The following is an 18,309-nucleotide window of genomic DNA, read 5'->3' on the forward strand; positions in this document are numbered from 1 at the left end:
CCACAATAAAAGCTGATGAAGACTCCTAAACGCATTGAACCCCTGATCGAAGACGGTCTGGTCGACGAAGTGCTGCGCCCACTCATGAGTGGGAAAGAAGCAGCTGTTTATGTGGTGCGCTGCGGCAACGAATTGCGTTGCGCCAAGGTTTACAAGGAGGCGAACAAACGAAGTTTTCGTCAGGCATCCGAATACCAGGAAGGCCGTAAAGTCCGTAACAGCCGCCAGGCCCGCGCCATGGCCAAGGGCTCAAAGTTCGGCAAGAAGGAAACCGAAGACGCCTGGCAGAACGCCGAAGTCGCGGCGTTGTTCCGCTTGGCCGGTGCCGGTGTGCGCGTGCCGCAGCCGTATGACTTCCTCGAAGGCGTGCTGCTGATGGAGCTGGTGGCCGATGAGTATGGCGATGCCGCCCCGCGTCTGAACGACGTAGTGCTGGAGCCGGATCAGGCCCGCGAGTACCACGCTTTCCTGATTTCCCAGATCGTGCTGATGCTGTGTACCGGCCTGGTGCACGGTGACCTGTCCGAGTTCAACGTGCTGCTCACGCCGACCGGCCCGGTAATCATCGACTTGCCCCAGGCGGTGGATGCGGCGGGCAACAACCACGCATTCAGCATGCTGGAGCGGGATGTGGGCAACATGGCTTCCTACTTCGGGCGCTTCGCCCCGGAGTTGAAAAAGACCAAGTACGCCAAGGAAATGTGGGCGTTGTATGAGGCCGGCACCTTGCACCCTGGCAGCGTCTTGACCGGTGAATTCGACGAGCCGGAAGAACTGGCGGACGTGGGTGGTGTGATCCGCGAGATCGAAGCGGCGCGGCTCGATGAAGAGCGTCGCCAGGCGATTCGGGCGGCGGATGATGCGCCGTCGAGCAAAGTCCCCGACGAACCGCCACCGCCGCCTTGGATGCAATAGTCTTCGGCTGCATGCAGATCAACAGGTGGGAGGGGCGGTGCGACGATTCGACTTGCCCCCGGTGGCACACAGCTTCGGTCGAAAACATAACCTGAGAAAGTGAGATTTTTTGTGGTGAGCAGGCTTGCCCTGCGCTGGGCTGCGAAGCGGCCCTGAAACCTGACAACCGGTTTGGCCTGATACGCCGCAGTGTGCGGAGAGGGGGCCGCTTCGCGCCCCAGCGCAGGGCAAGCCTGCTCGCCACAGCGTTATTTGTCCGCCTTTAAAACTAGAAGATATCTATGCCCCGATGGCAGCGTTTCACCGCAACGGCTGGCTGATCCGCCGCTGTCGGGCAAGCTCTCTCCCACATTGGTTTTGCGTGTGGCCTTAGGAGCAGCAAGAGCCGGACGCCAGCTCCTTGAGGATCGGGCAATCGGGCCGGTCATCGCCTTGGCAGTGTTCCACCAGGTCCTGCAAGGTGTCGCGCAGTTGGCCCAGTTCCAGGATCTTCTGATTCAACTCGTCGATATGCTGGCGCGCCAAGGCTTTTACGTCGGCGCTGGCGCGGTGGCGGTCTTGCCACAGGGCCAGCAGTTTGCCGACCTCTTCCAGTGAAAACCCCAGATCCCGCGAGCGTTTGATAAACGCCAACGTATGCAGGTCCTCCGCGCCGTACACGCGGTAGCCGCTGTCGGTGCGGTGAGCCGCTTTCAGCAGACCGATGGATTCGTAATAGCGAATCATCTTGGCGCTGAGGCCGCTCTGACGGGCGGCTTGGCCGATGTTCATGGGTGTCGATCCTCCAAATCCTTGGGTTTCCAGGTTTTCAACAGCAAGGCATTGCTCACTACGCTGACGCTGGACAACGCCATCGCCGCACCCGCCAACACTGGGTTGAGCAGGCCGAAGGCCGCCAGGGGAATGCCAATCAAGTTATACACAAAGGCCCAGAACAGGTTCTGGCGGATCTTGGCGTAGGTCTTGCGGCTGATCTCCAGCGCGGCCGGCACCAGGCGCGGATCGCCGCGCATCAGGGTAATGCCGGCGGCATGCATGGCCACATCGGTGCCGCCGCCCATGGCGATGCCGATATCGGCGGCCGCCAGGGCCGGGGCATCATTGATGCCGTCGCCGACCATCGCCACCACGCCGGTTTTTTTCAGCGCGGCGACGGTGGCGGCTTTGTCGGCGGGCAGCACTTCGGCATGCACATCGTCGATGCCCAGCGCCTGCGCCACCACCTGTGCACTGCCGCGATTGTCGCCGGTGAGCAGATGGCTGCTGATGCCTTGAGCCGTGAGCTGCCCCACGGCCTGCAACGCACCGGGCTTGAGGGTGTCGCCAAATGCGAACAGCCCCAACACCCGCTGTTGTGCGCCTTGCTCGATCAACCAGGACAACGTGCGACCTTCGGCCTCCCAGGTCTGAGCGGTTTGCGTCAGATCGCCAGGGTTCAGGCCGCTGTCTTCCAGCAGGCGGCGATTGCCCAAGGCCAGTGGCCGGCCATCGAGGGTGCCGGCGATACCGCGCCCGGTCAGGGATTGGCTGGCGCTGACATCGGCAATGTTCAGCCCTTGTTCGGCGCAGGCTTCCAGCACTGCGTTGGCCAATGGGTGCTCGCTGCCGCGTTGCAGCGCGCCGGCTTGTTGCAACAGTTGGGCTTGATTGCCATCCACCGCGATCATATGCGCGATTTTGGGCGTGCCGGAGGTGAGGGTGCCGGTCTTGTCGAACACTACGGCGCTGACTTCATGGGCACGTTCCAAGGCTTCGGCGTCCTTGATCAGAATGCCGTGTCGCGCGGCGACGCCGGTGCCGGCCATGATCGCGGTCGGCGTGGCCAGGCCCAGGGCGCACGGGCAGGCGATCACCAGCACCGCGACCGCATTGATGATGGCGGTTTCCAACGGCGCGCCGTACAGCCACCAGCCCACCAGCGTGATCAGCGCCAACACCAGCACGGTCGGCACAAACACCTGGCTGACTTTGTCCACCAGTTTCTGGATCGGCGCCTTGGCGGCCTGGGCGTCTTCTACCAAACGGATGATCCGCGCCAGGACGCTCTCGGCGCCCAGCGCGGTGGTGCGCACCAACAGGCGGCCTTCACCGTTGATGGCGCCGCCGGTGACCTTATCGCCCGGTTGTTTCGGCACGGGCAAGCTCTCGCCGCTGATCAGGGCTTCGTCGGCATGGCTCTGGCCTTCGATCACTTCACCGTCCACCGGGAAGCGTTCGCCGGGTTTGACGCTGACCACATCGTCGAGGGACAGGGCGTTGATCGCCACCTCTTGTTCATGGCCATCGCGCACGCGGGTGGCACGCTCGGGGCGCAAGGCTTCCAGGGCGCGGATGGCGCTGGCGGTCTGGCGCTTGGCGCGGCTTTCCAGGTATTTGCCCAGCAGGATCAGGGCGATCACCACTGCGGAGGCTTCGAAATACAGGTGGGGCATGCTGCCGGCGGGGGCGTTGAGCCATTCGTACAGGCTCAGGCCGTAACCGGCGCTGGTGCCGATGGCCACCAGCAAATCCATGTTGCCCGCCCCGGCGCGCACGGCTTTCCAGGCGGCCACGTAAAAGCGCGCGCCGAGGATAAATTGCACCGGGGTGGCCAGGGCGAATTGCACCCAGGCCGGTAGCATCCAATGCAGGCCGAACGGCTGCACCAGCATCGGCAGCACCAGGGGCAGCGCCAGCACGATGGCCAACAGCAAGGCCCAGCGCTCGCGGTGCAGGCGCTGGGCTTGATCGGCGGCGGTGCGGGTTTCGGTCTGCGGCAGGCTGGCGCTGTAACCGGCCTTGTCGACGGCGGCGATCAGCACGCTGGGGTCCATCTGGCCGAGGACTTCGACGTGGGCACGTTCATTGGCCAGGTTGACGCTGACCCTCTGCACCCCCGGCACCTTGCCCAGCGCGCGCTCGACACGCCCGGCGCAACTGGCGCAGGTCATACCGCCGATGGGCAGGTCAAAGGTGGTGGTTCCATTCATGGGGCAATCCTCCAAGAGAAGTGGCCCCTAGGATCAACCTTGTCCTGTGGGTAAGGTCAAGTGCCTTCAGTATTCCAATGCGGCAGGCTTGAGGTACATGCCGTCCGGGCCTTGGGCGATCCGCAGTTTGCGTACGTCACCGGCCTTCAATGTGATGTTCTGCGCCGGCGGTGCCAGCAGACCCGGCAAGCAGCCCGGCGCCTGGCCCGGCAGCAACTTGAGGCGCAACGACAGGTTACCCGCCGGCAAGTTGAACGAGGTGGACTGCTCTTGGAACAGCCGGCCGGCCAACTGGTCGTTGAGGTACAGGCCAATCTCGCAATTGGTCGGCACTTCCAGGCGTTCCCGGGAAATGATCAGCACCGCATAGTCTTCTGCGGCCAGGGCCTGGGGCGCGGCGGCAGACAAGCTCATCAGGCCCACAAGGCCAAAAAACGACCAGCGCATGGCGAGTACTCCGTGGTTCACAGCTTGAGAAAGTTGAAGCTTGGCCGACGTGGCCGCCGAATACCAGCCCGGCCGATTTCTCAGGAACTTGACCTTGCCATCGTGGCAAGGTCGAGACTGGGTCCAACCTCATCAAAGGAGTCATGTCATGCAAGTATTCACTGTGGAAGGAATGACCTGCGGCCATTGCGTCAAAGCGGTGACCCAAGCGGTACAGAGCCAGGACCCGACAGCCGAAGTGAAGGTGGACCTGGCGGCGAAGCAGGTCAGCGTGCAGAGCCAACTGAGCCGTGAAGCGATTGCCGGGCTGATCAAGGAGGAAGGCTACAGCGTCGTCTGAAATTTAATAGTTAGCGAGCTATCGTAATGTTCAAGGCACCCAAGCACGGCTAGACTGTCGGGCTGCCGACTCACTTGGGTGCCTGATGAACCTTCGCATAATTCTGATCCTGGGTGCCCTGAGCGCCTTCGCTCCACTGGCGATCGATTTTTACTTGCCGGGTTTTCCGGCGATGGCCACCGCGTTTGCCACCGATGAAAAACATATCCAGCTGACCTTGGCGGTGTATTTCGCCGGCCTGGCTATCGGCCAATTGATCTACGGCCCCCTGGCAGACCGTTTCGGTCGGCGCGGGCCGCTGCTCAGCGGCGTGACCCTGTTTACCTTGGCCTCCTTCGCCTGTGCCTTTGCGCCGTCCCTGGAATGGCTGATCGGCGCGCGCTTTGTGCAAGCCCTGGGTGGCTGCGCGGGCATGGTGATTTCCCGCGCGGTGGTCAGCGACAAATGCGATGCCGTGGGCTCGGCCAAAGTGTTCTCCCAACTGATGCTGGTGACCGGCCTGGCGCCGATCCTCGCGCCGCTGGCCGGTGGCTTGATGGTGGGGTTGTGGGGCTGGCAGTCGATCTTCCTGGCGTTGTCGATCTTCAGCGTGATGGCAGCGGTCGCCGTGGCAGTGGGGTTGCCGGAAACTTTCCCGGCCCATCAACCGCGCCAACCGTTGTCCGGCTCGCTGCGTCGTTATCTGGGGTTGCTGTCGGACCGGGTCTACCTCGGCTATGCCCTCACCGGTGCGCTGTCGATTGCCGGAATGTTTGCCTACATCGCCGGTTCACCTTTCGTATTTATCAAACTCTACGGCGTGCCAGCCGAGCATTACGGCTGGGTGTTCGGCTCCAACGCCGCCGGTTTTATCCTGGTGGCTCAGCTCAATGCCCGACTGTTAGCCAAACGTGGCCCGGCATTTTTGCTGTCGCGCACAGTGTGGGTGTACGTGGCGGCGGCGCTGACGCTGCTGGGAGTGGCCGCGCTGCGCACCCAAGCGTTGTGGCCTCTGCTGATACCGCTCTTTATCTGTATCGCCAGCCTGGGTTGCATCCTGCCTAACACCTCGGCCTGTGCTATGGCAGGCCAGGGTGCGCGGGCCGGTAGTGCTTCGGCATTGCTCGGTTGTATTCAGTTCGGCGTGGCGGCGGGGGCGGCGTCGTTGGTGGGGGCGTTGCACGATGGCACAGCGATGCCGATGGCGATGGTCATCAGCTTGTGCGGGCTATTGGCGGTGACAGTGGCCATGTCGACCTTGCGCCTGCAACGGGCCAGGGCCGTGCAGGCGCAGGGCTGACCGAGGGGGTCAGCCAGCGGCGGCGCGCTGCTGGTTGACCTGGAAATTGTGCGGCGCCTGAATGCGCGCTTGCAGGGTCTCGGCAAAGGCGCGGGCCTCGGCTTCACTGCGGAAGGTAATGGTTCTCTGGTCCAGACGGACCTCCCATTGAGATTTTGCTAACGCTTTTATCAGGATCTTCATTGCTGACTTCCTCACGTAAAAGAATCGTGGCAAAGGCGGCCAATATAAACCCGAATGCGCTCGCAAATATGACAAAGGTCAACTGTCTGACTAGCGGCGTCGTCCTTCACTCACACGAGTAACAGACGACGCCTACAGGCCTGTTTCAGAAACCTTCCAGCACGATCTTGCCTTTGGCCTTGCCGCTCTCCAGCAGCGCGTGAGCCCGACGCAGATTGGCCGCGTTGATCGCACCGAAGTGCTCGCCCACGGTGGTTTCCAGGGTGCCGGCGTCGATCAGTTCAGCCACGCGATTGAGCAGGTGGTGTTGTTCGATCATGTCCGGCGTCTCGAACATCGAGCGGGTGTACATAAACTCCCAATGCAGCGACAGGCTCTTGCGCTTGAGCTTGCTGACGTCCAGTGCCTTGGGGTCGTCGATCAGCGCGAGCTTGCCCTGAGGTTGCAGCGCTTCGACCAACTGATCCAGGTGGTGCTCGGTCTGGGTCAGGCTGGCGACATGGGTCACCTGCGCTTCGCCTGCCTGTTGCAAGGCTTGGCTCAGCGGCTGGCTGTGGTCGATCACCCGATGGGCGCCCAGTGCCTTGGCCCATGCTTGGGTTTCCGGGCGCGACGCGGTGCCGATCACCTTCAATGCCGTCAGTTGCCGGGCCAGTTGGGTGAGGATCGAACCCACACCGCCGGCGGCGCCGACGATCAGCAGGCTCTGGCCTTCATCTTCCTTGCCCTCGCGTATCTGCAGGCGCTCGAACAGCAGTTCCCAGGCCGTGATAGCGGTCAGCGGCAGCGCGGCGGCTTCGGCAAAGTTCAGGCTCTTGGGCATATGCCCGACGATGCGTTCGTCCACCGTGTGCAGTTCGCTGTTGCCGCCCGGGCGGGTCAGGGAGCCGGCGTAGAACACCTTGTCGCCAGCCTTGAACAGGGTCACGTCGCTGCCGACCGCCTTGACCACCCCGGCGACGTCCCAGCCCAGCACCTTGGCAGCGCCGTGTTCGGGGGCGACGTTCTGGCGCACTTTGGTGTCCACCGGGTTGACCGAGATGGCTTTGACTTCCACCAGCAGGTCGCGCGGGCCGGCGACGGGGGCCGGTAGTTCGATGTCTTGCAGGGACAGAGGGTCGTTGATGGGCAGTGATGCGTAGTAGGCAATGGCTTTCATGGAGGCTCCGGAAAATAGCGGTGATCAGGCGAGAAAATTCAGGCGTTTGAGTTCGAAATGTTCGAGTACCTGCGCCGCCTCGGCGCGGAAGTGCTGGATATGCGCACTCTGGTCGTGGGCCGCCAGCGCTGCGTCGTCGCGCCAGCGTTCGAGCATGTAGAAGGTCTCGGGGTGTTGCTGGTCCTGGTGCAGGTCGTACTGCTCGCAGCCGTCTTCACGGCGTGTGGGTTCAAGCAGACCGCGCAGCAGGGTTTCCAGGGCGGCCTGTTGGCCAGGTTTGGCGATCAGCGTGGCGATCACGTTAAAGGCAGCGGACATAAGCGACTCCTGGCACGTTAAACACGGGGTGGGCAGATGATTGGCTATTTCCCGCCATCATAAAAGCGGCTAAAACAGAGGGCTGTTTCAACGGAATTTTGATAATGCTGCGCTTCGATGATTTGCAATTGTTTGTACGTGCGGCGGACTTGGGCAGCCTGTCGGCAGCGGCGCGGGTGATGGACCTGTCGCCGGCGGTGGCCAGTGCGGCGCTCAAGCGCATTGAGCAGCAGTTGGGCGCGCGTTTGCTGGCGCGCTCCACTCGCAGCCTGCGCTTGACCGCCGAGGGTGAGGGGTTCCTGGAGTATGCCCGAGCTGCGTTGGGTTCCTTGGATGAGGGCCGGCGCTTGCTGGCCAGCGGTCAGGACCATGTCAGCGGCGTGCTGCAACTCTCGGCACCGTCGGACTTTGGCCGTAACCAATTACTGCCCTGGCTGGATGAGTTCCAGCGTGAACATCCACAGCTCAACGTGCGCCTGTTGTTGGGCGATCGAATCGCCGACCTGTTTCGCCAACCGGTGGATATCGCCCTGCGCTACGGCGAACCCGAGGACTCCAGCCTTGTGGCGCTGCCCGTGGCGCCGAGCAACGTGCGTGTGCTATGCGCCGCCCCCAGTTATTTGGCGCGTCACGGCGAACCCCGTCACCTGGAACAACTGGCTCAGCACAATTGCCTGTTGTACATGCTCGGTAGCCGCGTGCATGACCATTGGGCGTTTCGCGACGGTAAGCGCGACATCAGTCTGACGGTCAGCGGCGACCGTTTCAGCGACGACGCCGATGTGGTGCGGCGCTGGGCGGTGGCCGGCGTGGGCATTGCCTACAAATCCTGGCTGGATGTGAGCACCGACGTGCTCGCCGGGCGCCTGCGCTTGATCCTCCCAGAGCTGCGCGGCGAGCCCACACCGCTTAATCTGCTGTGTGCCCATCGGGCGCAATTGAGCAAACCCGTCAACTTGCTGCGGGACATGCTGGTCACCCGTTGTGCGAACTTGACCGCGCAAATGCCGGAGCCAGCAGGGGCTGGGCAATAGCCTCCACCACAGCCAGAAATTTCACTCATGTTCTGTCCCTATTCGCGCTGTCAGACGCCGCGGAACCGGCCCATGGCGCACCTATACTTTGGCGCCAACCGCAGCAGAAAAGTGATTTAACAGGGAGTGAACCGATGGAAGCAGCACCTTGTATCAGTCAGATCGCCGGCTTGCTCGCCGAGCCGAAACGCGCCGCCATGCTCTGGGTTTTGATGGACGGCTCCGCTAAGACTTCAGAAGAACTCGCCAGCCTGACCGGGCTCTCGCCAGCGTCGGCCAATGCGCATTTGGCGCGGCTCACCGGCAGTGGCTTGCTACGGGCCGAGGCGCGGCGCGGCAAGCGTCTGTTTCGGGTGGCCGCCGCCGATGTCAGCCTCGCCATCGATGCGTTGGCCAGTACCACCCTGGCCAGTGCCGCTCGTGCTGCGCCCTGTTCGCCGGAACCGACGCTGTTGGCGCCGCCGTCACTGCGTCGGGCGCGACTGTGTCACGGCCATCTCGGCGGCGAGCTGGCGGCGGGGCTGTACGAGCGCATGATGGCGGCGAGGTGGATCGAGCGTTATGAACAACGCACCGATGTCACCGTCAAGGGGGCCCAGCAACTGGCGAACTTGGGCATTTTCACCCAGGCACTGAGCTCGCCGCTGACCTGCGATTGTTTCGACTGGAGCCAGCAGCATCCGCACTTGGGCGGCGCGCTGGGGGCGGGGTTGCTGCAATTGTTTCTGCAATCGAACTGGGTCAGCCTGATCAATGATTCCCAAGCGCTACAGGTCAGTGACATCGGGCAGCAGGAAATCGCCCGCCTGGCCGCTTCTGAATAGTCGTGGCGTCGTTGAGAGTTTTAATCAGGTCGCATCCAGCAAAAATCTGGAAAAAGCATGCCGCACACTCGTCTTCGGGCTTTTCTTACTGGGGGTGTGGCATGGGTATGCAAGGTTTTAGTGCAGCGGAACGCCTCGAACGGTTACCCATCAGCGGTTACCACCGAGTGATTTTTATCATCATTGCCTTGGCGTTTTTTTTCGACTCCATGGATCTGGCGATGATGACGTTTCTGTTGGGCTCGATCAAAACCGAGTTCGGGCTGAGCACCGCCCAGGCGGGTTTGCTCGCCAGTTCGAGTTTTTTCGGCATGGTGGTGGGGGCGTCGTTGTCCGGGATGCTCGCCGATCGCTTCGGGCGTAAGCCGGTGTTTCAGTGGAGCATCGTGCTGTGGGGCTTGGCCAGCTATCTGTGTTCCACGGCGCAGACCGTGGAGACATTGACGCTGTTTCGTATCCTGCTGGGGATCGGCATGGGCATGGAGTTTCCGATTGCGCAATCGATGCTGTCTGAGCTGATCCCGGCCAAGGCGCGCGGGCGCTATATCGCGTTGATGGATGGTTTCTGGCCGCTGGGCTTTGTGGCGGCGGGGGTGCTGTCGTATTTCCTGCTGCCGGTGATCGGCTGGCGTGACATCTTCCTGGTGTTGGCGGTGCCTGCGGTGTTTGTGTTGGCGATCCGTTTTTTCATCCCCGAATCGCCGCGCTGGCTGGAACAGGCCGGCCGCCATGACGCAGCGGACAACGTGCTGATTGGGATCGAGAACAAAGTGCGTACCTCCCTGGGCCGCACCGACTTGCCGGAACCGATTCGCCTGCCACGGGTGCAGAGCGTACCGGGGAATTTCTTTTCGGCATTCCAGCAATTGTGGTCCGCGCAGTATCGCCAGCGCACGCTGATGATCTGGAGCGTCTGGTTCTTTGCCCTGCTCGGTTTCTACGGGCTGACTTCGTGGCTGAGCGCGCTGTTGCAGCAGTCCGGTTTCGCGGTGACCCAATCGGTGTACTACACGGTGATCATTTCCCTGGGCGGGATCCCCGGCTTTTTGATGGCGGCCTGGTTGGTCGAGCGCTGGGGGCGTAAACCGGTGTGTGTGGTGACATTGCTCGGTGGCGGCTTGATGGCGTTTCTGTATGGGCAGAGTGCGGTGTTTGGCGGCAATGTCGGCTTGCTGATCACCACGGGGCTGTTGATGCAGTTCTTTTTGTTTGGCATGTGGGCGGTGCTCTACACCTACACGCCGGAGTTGTACCCCACGTCGGCGCGGGCGACCGGGTCCGGGTTTGCCTCGGCGATTGGCCGGGTCGGTTCGTTGCTGGGGCCGTTGGTGACCGGGCTGGTGTTTCCGGTGACCGGGCAGGGCGGAGTATTTGCCTTGGGCGCGCTGTGTTTTGCGGTGGCGGCGCTGGTGGTGTGGGTATTTGGGATGGAAACCAAGGGCAAAACGTTGGAAGAGTTGGCCGAAGCCTGAAAACCGCTGCGCAAAAGAAGGGAGGGTGCAAGCACCCTCCCTTTTTTCGTTACGGCTTGATCAAGCGCGCATCCAGGCTGTTCTGGGCCAGGCGTTTGGCCTGGTCCTGGGTCATGCCCAGTGATTCATACAGCGCATAGAAATTTTCGGTGACATAACCGCCGAAGTACGCCGGATCATCCGAATTCACCGTCACCTTCACGCCCCGCTCAAGCATGTCGAGGATGTTGTGCTGGGCCATGTCATCGAACACGCAGAGCTTGGTGTTGGACAACGGGCACACGGTGAGCGGAATTTGCTCGTCGATGATGCGCTGCATCAGGCGCTCGTCTTCGATGGCGCGCACGCCGTGGTCGATACGCTGGATTTTCAGCAGGTCGAGTGCTTCCCAGATGTATTCCGGTGGGCCTTCTTCGCCGGCGTGGGCCACGGTGAGGAAGCCTTCATGCCGTGCGCGATCGAACACGCGTTGGAACTTGCTCGGCGGGTGGCCCATTTCCGAGCTGTCCAGGCCAACGGCGACGAACGCATCGCGGAACGGCAGGGCCTGGTCCAGGGTTTTCTCGGCTTCTGCTTCACTCAGGTGGCGCAGGAAGCTGAGGATCAAACCGCTGGTGATACCCAATTGCTGCTCGCCATCTTTGAGCGCGGCGGCGATGCCGTTCAGCACCACTTCGAACGGGATGCCGCGGTCGGTATGGGTTTGCGGGTCGAAGAACGGCTCGGTGTGGATCACGTTCTGGGCTTTACAGCGCAGCAGGTAGGCCCAGGTAAGGTCGTAAAAATCCTGGGAGGTGCGCAGCACATCGGCGCCCTGGTAGTACAGGTCGAGAAATTCTTGCAGGTTATTGAAGGCGTAGGCCTTGCGCAGGGTGTCGACGTCGTTCCACGGCAGCGCGATTTTATTGCGCTCGGCCAGGGCAAACAGCAGCTCAGGCTCCAGCGAACCCTCCAGGTGCAGGTGCAGTTCGGCCTTGGGCAGGGCGTTGAGCCAATCGTACATGTCTAAATTCTCATCAGGTGCAATCGCCGCATTCTACAGGCCATGGCTGAAATAATCGGCAAAACCTGACCAGCAGGAGAGTATTCGTTTTATTCGCGCAAGGGCGACGTGAACTAAGGTGTAACGAAACGTTAGCGGCGTGGCGCAGTCTGTACCCCATCAATGACTGATTTGCCGCATTAAAAGGCCCGGAATGCTCACATCCCTCAAGCAAGAAAAATTTATGCTGCTGGCGCTGATTGCCGCCATCGCCGCCTACCCGTTGGAGCATTGGATGCTGCACAGCGGGCAAATGGTGGCGTTGCTCGCGGGGTTGGCGCTGATCGCGTTTATCGTGATGGCGTCGATGCGTGTAGCTCACCACGCCGAGCAACTGGCGGAAAAAGTCGGCGACCCCTACGGCACCATGATCCTGACCCTCGCGGCCGTGCTGGTGGAGGTGGTGATCCTGGCGATCATGATGAGTAACGAACCTTCACCGACCCTGGTGCGCGACACCATTTACTCGGCGGTGATGCTCGACATCAACGGCATCCTTGGCCTTGCCGCGCTGATGGGCGGGATCAAGCATGGCGAACAGTCCTACAACGACGATTCGGCGCGGACCTACAGCGTGATGATCCTCACCGCCATGGGCGTGTCGATGGTGGTGCCGGAATTTATCCCCAAGGGCGATTGGAAAATTTACTCGGCCTTCACCATCGGCGCGATGGTGGTGCTGTACACCTTGTTCCTGAGGATGCAGGTGGGGCCGCACAGTTACTTCTTCAGTTACAGCTACCCGGAAAAACGCCGTAAGCAGTTGCCGGCAGACGCGGAAGCGCCGCCGGTCAGCCTGGCGTTTTCCATTGGCACTTTGGTGTTCGGTGTGGTGGTGATTGGTGCGTTGGCAGAGGTCATGTCCAAGACTCTCGACCTTGGCCTGGAAGGCACGGGCGCGCCGCCGGTAGTGACGGCGATTGTGGTGGCGGCGATTTCGGCGGCGCCGGAAATACTGACGGCATTGCGCGCCGCGTTGGCCAACCGTATGCAGTCGGTGGTCAACATCGCGTTGGGTGCTTCGTTGTCAACAGTGATCCTGACCGTGCCGGTGATGGAGGCCATGGCGCTCTACACCGGCCAGCCGTTCCAGATGGCAATGACCCCCGTGCAAACCGTGATGGTGTTTATCACGCTGATCGTCAGCGCGATCAACCTCAACGATGGCGAAACAAACGCCATCGAAGGGATGACCCACTTTGTGCTGTTTGCGACGTTTATCATGTTGTCGCTGCTGGGCCTGTAAGCGCAGCAGCGTAAGGTGGGTGAGGACGCCGGGATCAGCTCCCGGCGATCAACGCCCGCGCCGCCTGGCTGTGATCGGCAATCAGGCCTTTCAGATCCAGGCCTTCTACCTGCCCGTCGATGACTCGCCACTGCCCGCCGACCATCACCCGATCCGCTCGGTCCGCGCCGCACAGCAGCAGCGCCGATATCGGGTCATGGCTGCCGGAAAAGCGCAGCTCATCCAGCTTGAACAGCGCCAGGTCGGCTTGTTTGCCAGCGGCCAACTCGCCGATATCCGTACGCCCCAATAACTGCGCCGAGCCTTTAGTGGCCCAGCCGAGCACGCCTTCGGGGGTGATGTGCTGCGCGCCATAACGCAAGCGCTGGATATACAGGGCCTGGCGCGCTTCGAGGATCATGTTCGACGCGTCGTTGGAGGCCGAGCCGTCCACGCCCAGGCCGATTGGCGCGCCGGCGGCGATCAGGTCCAGGGTCGGACAAATGCCCGAGGCCAAGCGCATATTGGAGCTTGGGCAGTGACAGATACCGGTACCGGCCTCGCCCAGGCGCGCGATTTCATTCGGGTTGAAGTGAATGCCGTGGGCCAGCCAGGTGCGCGGGCCGAGCCAGCCGACGCTGTCGAGGTAGTCCACCGTGCGCAGGCCGAAGCGCTGCAGGCAGAAGTCTTCTTCGTCGAGGGTTTCGGCCAGATGGGTGTGCAGGCGCACATCGAGTTGAGTGGCCAATTCGGCACTGGCGCGCATGATTTCCGGCGTGACTGAAAACGGCGAGCAGGGTGCCAGGGCGATCTGGATCTGTGCGCCGTCGCCGCGCTGGTGGTAGGCGCGGATCAGGCGCTGGCTGTCGTCCAGGATCACCTGGCCTTGCTGCACGGTTTGCTGCGGTGGCAGGCCGCCATCGGCTTCGCCCAAGCTCATGGAGCCGCGGGTGAGCATGGCGCGCATGCCCAGTTCGCGCACGCTGTCCACTTGCACATCGATGGCGTGTTCCAGGCCGTCGGGGAACAAATAGTGATGGTCGGCCGCAGTGGTGCAGCCGGACAGCAACAGCTCGGCCAATGCCACTTTACTGGCCAGGGCGAGTTTTTCCGGGGTCAGCCGCGCCCATACCGGGTAAAGGGTTTTCAGCCACGGAAACAACGGCTGATTGACTACCGGCGCCCAGGCACGGGTGAGGGTCTGATAGAAGTGATGGTGTGTGTTGATCAGGCCCGGCAGGACCACATGTTCACGGGCATCGAAGACCTGTTCGCAAGGTTGCGCAGGGACTTGGCCAGCCGCCAGTACTTCGGCGATCACACCGTCTTGCAGCACCAGGCCGCCACGGGCATCAAGGCCATTGGCAGTAAAAATCGCGAGGGGAGTTTTTAACCAGATACGGGTCGCAGGCATTGGCCGGCTCCTCTGAATGATGGGTTCAGGTTTGCCAGCTCAGTGTTGCCCTGTCTGCTGATCCAGGGTCGCCGGTGGGGGCGAGGGGCTAGATTACGTGGAGTTCGGTTTGTAGGAAAGCGGATTGATTTGTGTGGGAAGGATAAGTCCCTCCCACATTTTCTTCGTGTGTACTTACCAGGCGATTGTGTCGCCTTTGTAGTCCACGAAATGATGGCCACCTTTGCCGGCGAAGGCATTCACTTGATCCACCAGGCCACGCACGCTGGTATCGACATCGATATGGGCGTTTTCGCCGCCCATATCGGTTTTGACCCAGCCCGGGTGCATCGACAGCACCGTTAGCCGATGGTCGCCCAATTGGGTGATAAAGCTGTTGGTCATGGAATTGAGCGCAGCCTTACTGGCTTTGTACAGCGCCATCTCCGAACCGTCGGGAATGGTGACGCTGCCCAGTACCGAGCTCATGAACGCCAACACACCGCTGTCTTTGCGGATCTGCCCGACAAAACGCTGGGCCAGGTTGATCGGCGCTACGGCGTTGGTGAAGAACAGCTGGCCGACTTCGGCCAGGGTGGCGTGGCCGGGTTCCTGATTGTCCGGGCCTTTGACGCCGGCATTGATGAACAGCAGATCGAAGGTGCGCTCTTTGAGGCGCTGGTTCAGGGCGATCACGGCTTGTTGATCGTCCATGTCGAGTTTCTCGATCTGTACCGGGCCAGCGGCTTTCAGCGCATCGGCTTTGCTCGGATCGCGCACGGTGGCGGTCACGTCCCAGCCGTCCTGGAGCAGTTGCTTGACCAGGCCAAGACCCAGCCCACGGGAGGCGCCGATGATCAGTGCGGTTTTTGGCGTAGACATGAAAGGCTTCCTTTGAAATCGCGGTTCAGGGAGATTCAGCGCACAACAGTAGCAGTTTCAGCGTTGCAGGAGGATGCGGCCACGGCTCAAGTCGGCGAGCTGGGTTTGCAGGGTTTCGATCTGCGCTTCCCCCAGGGCCAGTTGCAGTTCGACACCATTGGCGGTGAAGGTTTCTTCCACCACCAGCCCACCCAATTCGGCCACGCGCAGTTTGACCAGGTTCAATTCGGAGAAGCCGCACGCACAGCGCAACGGCACGCGGCTGATCAGCTCGATGCGCTCGGCGTTTTGTAAGCATTTATTCGCGCCACCACCATAGGCACGGGCAAGCCCACCGGTGCCCAGTTGGATACCGCCGTACCAGCGGATGACCAGCACGGCGACCTGGTCAAAACCTTGGGCCTCGATGGCGGCCAGGATCGGCCGCCCGGCCGTGCCGCCGGGTTCGCCGTCGTCGTTGCTGCGGTATTGATCGCCCAATTTCCAGGCCCAGCAGTTGTGCGTGGCATCGAGAACGCTGTGCTCCTGAAAAAACGCCTGGGCGTCCTGTGGGCTGGTGATCGGCACAGCGAGGGTGATAAAGCGGCTTTTGCGTATCTCTTCACGAAATTCGCAAAGGCCGGTGAGCGTGAAAGGCATAGGTTGCTTCGTCTAGAGGGCCGGCTTGATGCCGCAGCCTTTGAGAATGATATGGATCAGGTTGGTGCCGGCGTCTTCCATGTCTTGTTTGGTCAGGCGCGTACGCCCGGTGACGCGGCAGATCTGGGTAGCGAAATCGGCGTAGTGCTGGGTGCTGCCCCACAGCAGGAAGATCAGGTGTACGGGGTCCACGGGGTCCATTTTGCCGGCGTCGATCCAGGCCTGGAACACCGCCGCACGCCCGCTGAACCAGGCGCGGTAGTCCTGGCTGAAATATTCGGTGAGGCATTCGCCGCCGCTGATGATTTCCATGGCGAAGATCCGCGAGGCCTGGGGCTGGCGCCGTGAGAACTCCATCTTGGTGCGGATGTAGCGGGTCAGGGCCTCGGCGGGATCGTCCTCGGCGGTCAGCGTGTTGAAGGTGCTGTCCCATAGCTCGAGGATATTGCTGAGCACTGCGATATAGAGGCCCAGCTTATTGGTGAAGTAGTAGTGCAAGTTGGCCTTGGGCAGGCCGGCGCTGGCAGCAATGGTGTTCATGCTGGTGCCCTTGTAGCCATGGCGCGCGAACTCATCCTCAGCAGCCTGGAGAATCGCTTGTTCGTTCTTTTGCCGGATGCGGCTGGCGGGCTTACCGGCGTGGTGGCTGTGGGCAGGAACTTCGAGGCTCATGGAGATTACCGTGCTGATCGATAGAGACGACGTGTGCACAGATAACCCACCCTCAAGCCCCAGACAAGTCCCGATGCAATAAAACCGTCAAAGCGGCTCCAGCGTGTCGCTTTCGGTTGCGTGGTTTACGGCGGTGCCGGGGGTTTTGGCCTCCGGCAATAGCACGCACAACACAATCGCGGTCAGGCCGCCGCTGGTGATGGCGGAATCGAACAGATTCTGTATCAGCGCGGGCATCAGGTGTAGCAGGTTTGGCTGGGCAGCGATCCCCAGGCCGACGCCGAACGAAGTTGCGATGATCAGCATGCTGCGCCGGTCCAGTGGCGCCTGCGCGAGGATGCGCACCCCGGCGGCGGCGACACTGCCGAACATCACCAGGGTCGCGCCGCCCAATACCGGCTTGGGGATTTGCTGCAGCACGGCCCCAATCAGCGGAAACAAACCGAGGCAGAACAGCACCACGCCGATATATAAGCCGACGTAACGGCTGGCGACGCCGGTGAGTTGGATCACCCCGTTGTTCTGCGCGAAGGTAGTGTTGGGGAACGCACTGAAGGTGGCGGCGATCATGCAGCTCACCCCGTCACCCAGCACGCCGCCTTTGAGCCGGCTTATATAGGAAGGGCCACTGATGGGTTGGCGGGCGATCATGCAATTGGCGGTCAGGTCGCCGACAGTTTCGATGCTGCTGATCAGATAGATCAGCGCAATCGGCAGGAAAGCGCTCCAGTCGAAGTTGAAACCAAACCGAAACGGTATCGGCAAGCTAACCAGAGGCAAGTCCGGCAAGGCCTGAGGCACCAGTTTGCCGCTGAACCAGGCCGCCAGACTGCCCAGGGCCAGGCCGATGATAATCGCCGAAAGCCGCACCCACGGTGTGTTCGAGCGATTGAGCAGAATGATCGTTAGCACCACGAACAGCCCCAATGCCAGGTTGGTAGGAGCGCCGAAATCGGCGGCGTTGAAACCGCCGCCCACGTCAGTAATGCCGACCTTGATCAGGCTGATGCCGATCAGCGTTATCACGATGCCGGTGACCAGCGGCGTAATTACCCGGCGCAACTGCCCGATGAAGCGGCTGAGGACTATCTGCACGGCCGCGCCGAAAAAGCACACGCCGAAGATCATCGCCATGATGTCTTCCGGGCTGCCGCCGCGTTGCTTGACCAGAAAACCGGCTGACAGCACCGCGCCGAGAAACGCAAAGCTGGTGCCTTGCAGGCAGATCATTCCGGCGCCGATACCAAACGGCCTACGCGCTTGGATGAAGGTGCCCACACCGGAAACCATCAACGCCATGCTGATCAGGTAGGGCAAATGCGCGGTAAGGCCGAGGGTGGAGCCGATGATCAGCGGCGGAGTGATGATACCGACGAAGGCGGCCAGCACATGCTGCAAGGCGGCCAATAGGGCGGGGGCGGGTTTTGGGCGGTCGTTGAGGCCGTAGATCAGGTCGCTGGGGCTGGAGGATTCTGGTGGCATGGCGGGCAAACTCAAGGCGGACGGTTCTAGGTCC

The 18,309-nt window shown here is 61.7% G+C and carries 19 protein-coding genes; 7 read left to right on the plus strand and 12 right to left on the minus strand.

Annotated elements, in window-relative coordinates; translation table 11 throughout:
* Positions 1-15: 15 nt before the first annotated feature.
* The gene (locus HRH33_RS04130; RefSeq protein ID WP_034095704.1) at positions 16-915 is read left to right on the plus strand and encodes a PA4780 family RIO1-like protein kinase; all 900 of its coding nucleotides are present in this window, start codon (positions 16-18) and stop codon (positions 913-915) included.
* 369 nt (positions 916-1,284) lie between these two features.
* Here the strand turns inward: HRH33_RS04130 and cueR are convergent, their stop codons facing one another.
* The 3 genes from cueR to HRH33_RS04145 form a co-directional block, all read right to left on the minus strand.
* Positions 1,285-1,686, minus strand: coding sequence for a Cu(I)-responsive transcriptional regulator (gene cueR / locus HRH33_RS04135; protein WP_034095719.1), 402 nt, complete (start codon positions 1,684-1,686; stop codon positions 1,285-1,287).
* Complete coding sequence (locus HRH33_RS04140; protein ID WP_167418500.1) at positions 1,683-3,884, minus strand: heavy metal translocating P-type ATPase; 2,202 nt, start codon at positions 3,882-3,884, stop codon at positions 1,683-1,685. The genes cueR and HRH33_RS04140 overlap by 4 nt, the downstream gene beginning before the upstream one ends.
* 66 nt (positions 3,885-3,950) lie before the next feature.
* On the minus strand, positions 3,951-4,331 hold the full coding sequence (locus HRH33_RS04145) for a hypothetical protein (RefSeq protein WP_034095721.1): 381 nt from the start codon (positions 4,329-4,331) through the stop codon (positions 3,951-3,953).
* Between the two features lie 148 nt (positions 4,332-4,479).
* Between HRH33_RS04145 and HRH33_RS04150 the strand changes: the two genes are divergently transcribed.
* Positions 4,480-4,671 carry a heavy-metal-associated domain-containing protein gene (locus HRH33_RS04150; protein ID WP_034095722.1) on the plus strand — a complete coding sequence of 64 codons (192 nt, stop codon included), beginning with the start codon at positions 4,480-4,482 and terminating at the stop codon, positions 4,669-4,671.
* Between the two features lie 85 nt (positions 4,672-4,756).
* Positions 4,757-5,950 (plus strand): multidrug effflux MFS transporter, encoded by a 1,194-nt coding sequence (locus HRH33_RS04155; RefSeq protein ID WP_034111610.1) that lies wholly within the window; start codon positions 4,757-4,759, stop codon positions 5,948-5,950.
* Positions 5,951-5,959: 9 nt separating this feature from the next.
* Here the strand turns inward: HRH33_RS04155 and HRH33_RS04160 are convergent, their stop codons facing one another.
* From HRH33_RS04160 to HRH33_RS04170, 3 genes are all read right to left on the minus strand, one after another.
* Positions 5,960-6,133 (minus strand): hypothetical protein, encoded by a 174-nt coding sequence (locus tag HRH33_RS04160; RefSeq protein ID WP_167418501.1) that lies wholly within the window; start codon positions 6,131-6,133, stop codon positions 5,960-5,962.
* A 145-nt stretch (positions 6,134-6,278) separates the two neighbouring features.
* Entirely contained in the window at positions 6,279-7,292 is a 1,014-nt protein-coding gene (locus tag HRH33_RS04165) for a zinc-binding alcohol dehydrogenase family protein (protein ID WP_034095724.1), read from the minus strand.
* A gap of 24 nt (positions 7,293-7,316) precedes the next feature.
* Entirely contained in the window at positions 7,317-7,610 is a 294-nt protein-coding gene (locus HRH33_RS04170) for a putative quinol monooxygenase (RefSeq protein ID WP_034136741.1), read from the minus strand.
* Positions 7,611-7,714: 104 nt separating this feature from the next.
* Here HRH33_RS04170 and HRH33_RS04175 point away from each other — a divergent pair, with 104 nt between their 5' ends.
* The 3 genes from HRH33_RS04175 (at position 7,715) to HRH33_RS04185 (ending at position 10,940) form a co-directional block, all read left to right on the plus strand.
* Entirely contained in the window at positions 7,715-8,644 is a 930-nt protein-coding gene (locus tag HRH33_RS04175) for a LysR family transcriptional regulator (protein WP_034095726.1), read from the plus strand.
* Between the two features lie 134 nt (positions 8,645-8,778).
* Positions 8,779-9,468 carry an ArsR/SmtB family transcription factor gene (locus HRH33_RS04180; RefSeq protein WP_034136743.1) on the plus strand — a complete coding sequence of 230 codons (690 nt, stop codon included), beginning with the start codon at positions 8,779-8,781 and terminating at the stop codon, positions 9,466-9,468.
* A 101-nt stretch (positions 9,469-9,569) separates the two neighbouring features.
* Positions 9,570-10,940, plus strand: coding sequence for an MFS transporter (locus HRH33_RS04185; RefSeq protein WP_040266031.1), 1,371 nt, complete (start codon positions 9,570-9,572; stop codon positions 10,938-10,940).
* A 49-nt stretch (positions 10,941-10,989) separates the two neighbouring features.
* Here the strand turns inward: HRH33_RS04185 and HRH33_RS04190 are convergent, their stop codons facing one another.
* A complete protein-coding gene (locus HRH33_RS04190; RefSeq protein ID WP_047881371.1) occupies positions 10,990-11,943 on the minus strand; it encodes an adenosine deaminase in 954 nt (317 codons plus the stop codon).
* Between the two features lie 193 nt (positions 11,944-12,136).
* Here HRH33_RS04190 and HRH33_RS04195 point away from each other — a divergent pair, with 193 nt between their 5' ends.
* Entirely contained in the window at positions 12,137-13,228 is a 1,092-nt protein-coding gene (locus HRH33_RS04195) for a calcium:cation antiporter (protein WP_094065041.1), read from the plus strand.
* 34 nt (positions 13,229-13,262) lie between these two features.
* Here HRH33_RS04195 and HRH33_RS04200 read toward each other — a convergent pair whose 3' ends face one another.
* The 5 genes from HRH33_RS04200 to HRH33_RS04220 all read right to left on the minus strand — a co-directional run bounded on the left by HRH33_RS04200 (position 13,263) and on the right by HRH33_RS04220 (position 18,275).
* Positions 13,263-14,621 carry an 8-oxoguanine deaminase gene (locus HRH33_RS04200; protein ID WP_167418502.1) on the minus strand — a complete coding sequence of 453 codons (1,359 nt, stop codon included), beginning with the start codon at positions 14,619-14,621 and terminating at the stop codon, positions 13,263-13,265.
* A gap of 174 nt (positions 14,622-14,795) precedes the next feature.
* On the minus strand, positions 14,796-15,482 hold the full coding sequence (locus HRH33_RS04205; protein WP_167418503.1) for an SDR family oxidoreductase: 687 nt from the start codon (positions 15,480-15,482) through the stop codon (positions 14,796-14,798).
* A gap of 57 nt (positions 15,483-15,539) precedes the next feature.
* Complete coding sequence (locus HRH33_RS04210; protein WP_034111623.1) at positions 15,540-16,121, minus strand: IMPACT family protein; 582 nt, start codon at positions 16,119-16,121, stop codon at positions 15,540-15,542.
* Between the two features lie 12 nt (positions 16,122-16,133).
* On the minus strand, positions 16,134-16,793 hold the full coding sequence (locus tag HRH33_RS04215; RefSeq protein ID WP_034095734.1) for a TetR/AcrR family transcriptional regulator: 660 nt from the start codon (positions 16,791-16,793) through the stop codon (positions 16,134-16,136).
* Between the two features lie 87 nt (positions 16,794-16,880).
* A complete protein-coding gene (locus HRH33_RS04220; RefSeq protein WP_167418504.1) occupies positions 16,881-18,275 on the minus strand; it encodes a uracil-xanthine permease family protein in 1,395 nt (464 codons plus the stop codon).
* Between the last annotated feature and the right edge of the window lie 34 nt (positions 18,276-18,309).

Source organism: Pseudomonas rhodesiae (assembly GCF_013285305.1).
Classification (GTDB): Bacteria; Pseudomonadota; Gammaproteobacteria; order Pseudomonadales; family Pseudomonadaceae; genus Aquipseudomonas; species Aquipseudomonas rhodesiae.

Excerpts from the sequence above, each read along its gene's own strand:
- HRH33_RS04130 (WP_034095704.1), top strand. The coding sequence starts at position 16 with ATGAAGACTCCTAAACGCATTGAACCCCTGATCGAAGACGGTCTGGTC.
- cueR (WP_034095719.1), bottom strand. The coding sequence starts at position 1,686 with ATGAACATCGGCCAAGCCGCCCGTCAGAGCGGCCTCAGCGCCAAGATG.
- HRH33_RS04140 (WP_167418500.1), bottom strand. The coding sequence starts at position 3,884 with ATGAATGGAACCACCACCTTTGACCTGCCCATCGGCGGTATGACCTGC.
- HRH33_RS04145 (WP_034095721.1), bottom strand. The coding sequence starts at position 4,331 with ATGCGCTGGTCGTTTTTTGGCCTTGTGGGCCTGATGAGCTTGTCTGCC.
- HRH33_RS04150 (WP_034095722.1), top strand. The coding sequence starts at position 4,480 with ATGCAAGTATTCACTGTGGAAGGAATGACCTGCGGCCATTGCGTCAAA.
- HRH33_RS04155 (WP_034111610.1), top strand. The coding sequence starts at position 4,757 with ATGAACCTTCGCATAATTCTGATCCTGGGTGCCCTGAGCGCCTTCGCT.
- HRH33_RS04160 (WP_167418501.1), bottom strand. The coding sequence starts at position 6,133 with ATGAAGATCCTGATAAAAGCGTTAGCAAAATCTCAATGGGAGGTCCGT.
- HRH33_RS04165 (WP_034095724.1), bottom strand. The coding sequence starts at position 7,292 with ATGAAAGCCATTGCCTACTACGCATCACTGCCCATCAACGACCCTCTG.
- HRH33_RS04170 (WP_034136741.1), bottom strand. The coding sequence starts at position 7,610 with ATGTCCGCTGCCTTTAACGTGATCGCCACGCTGATCGCCAAACCTGGC.
- HRH33_RS04175 (WP_034095726.1), top strand. The coding sequence starts at position 7,715 with ATGCTGCGCTTCGATGATTTGCAATTGTTTGTACGTGCGGCGGACTTG.
- HRH33_RS04180 (WP_034136743.1), top strand. The coding sequence starts at position 8,779 with ATGGAAGCAGCACCTTGTATCAGTCAGATCGCCGGCTTGCTCGCCGAG.
- HRH33_RS04185 (WP_040266031.1), top strand. The coding sequence starts at position 9,570 with ATGGGTATGCAAGGTTTTAGTGCAGCGGAACGCCTCGAACGGTTACCC.
- HRH33_RS04190 (WP_047881371.1), bottom strand. The coding sequence starts at position 11,943 with ATGTACGATTGGCTCAACGCCCTGCCCAAGGCCGAACTGCACCTGCAC.
- HRH33_RS04195 (WP_094065041.1), top strand. The coding sequence starts at position 12,137 with ATGCTCACATCCCTCAAGCAAGAAAAATTTATGCTGCTGGCGCTGATT.
- HRH33_RS04200 (WP_167418502.1), bottom strand. The coding sequence starts at position 14,621 with ATGCCTGCGACCCGTATCTGGTTAAAAACTCCCCTCGCGATTTTTACT.
- HRH33_RS04205 (WP_167418503.1), bottom strand. The coding sequence starts at position 15,482 with ATGTCTACGCCAAAAACCGCACTGATCATCGGCGCCTCCCGTGGGCTG.
- HRH33_RS04210 (WP_034111623.1), bottom strand. The coding sequence starts at position 16,121 with ATGCCTTTCACGCTCACCGGCCTTTGCGAATTTCGTGAAGAGATACGC.
- HRH33_RS04215 (WP_034095734.1), bottom strand. The coding sequence starts at position 16,793 with ATGAGCCTCGAAGTTCCTGCCCACAGCCACCACGCCGGTAAGCCCGCC.
- HRH33_RS04220 (WP_167418504.1), bottom strand. The coding sequence starts at position 18,275 with ATGCCACCAGAATCCTCCAGCCCCAGCGACCTGATCTACGGCCTCAAC.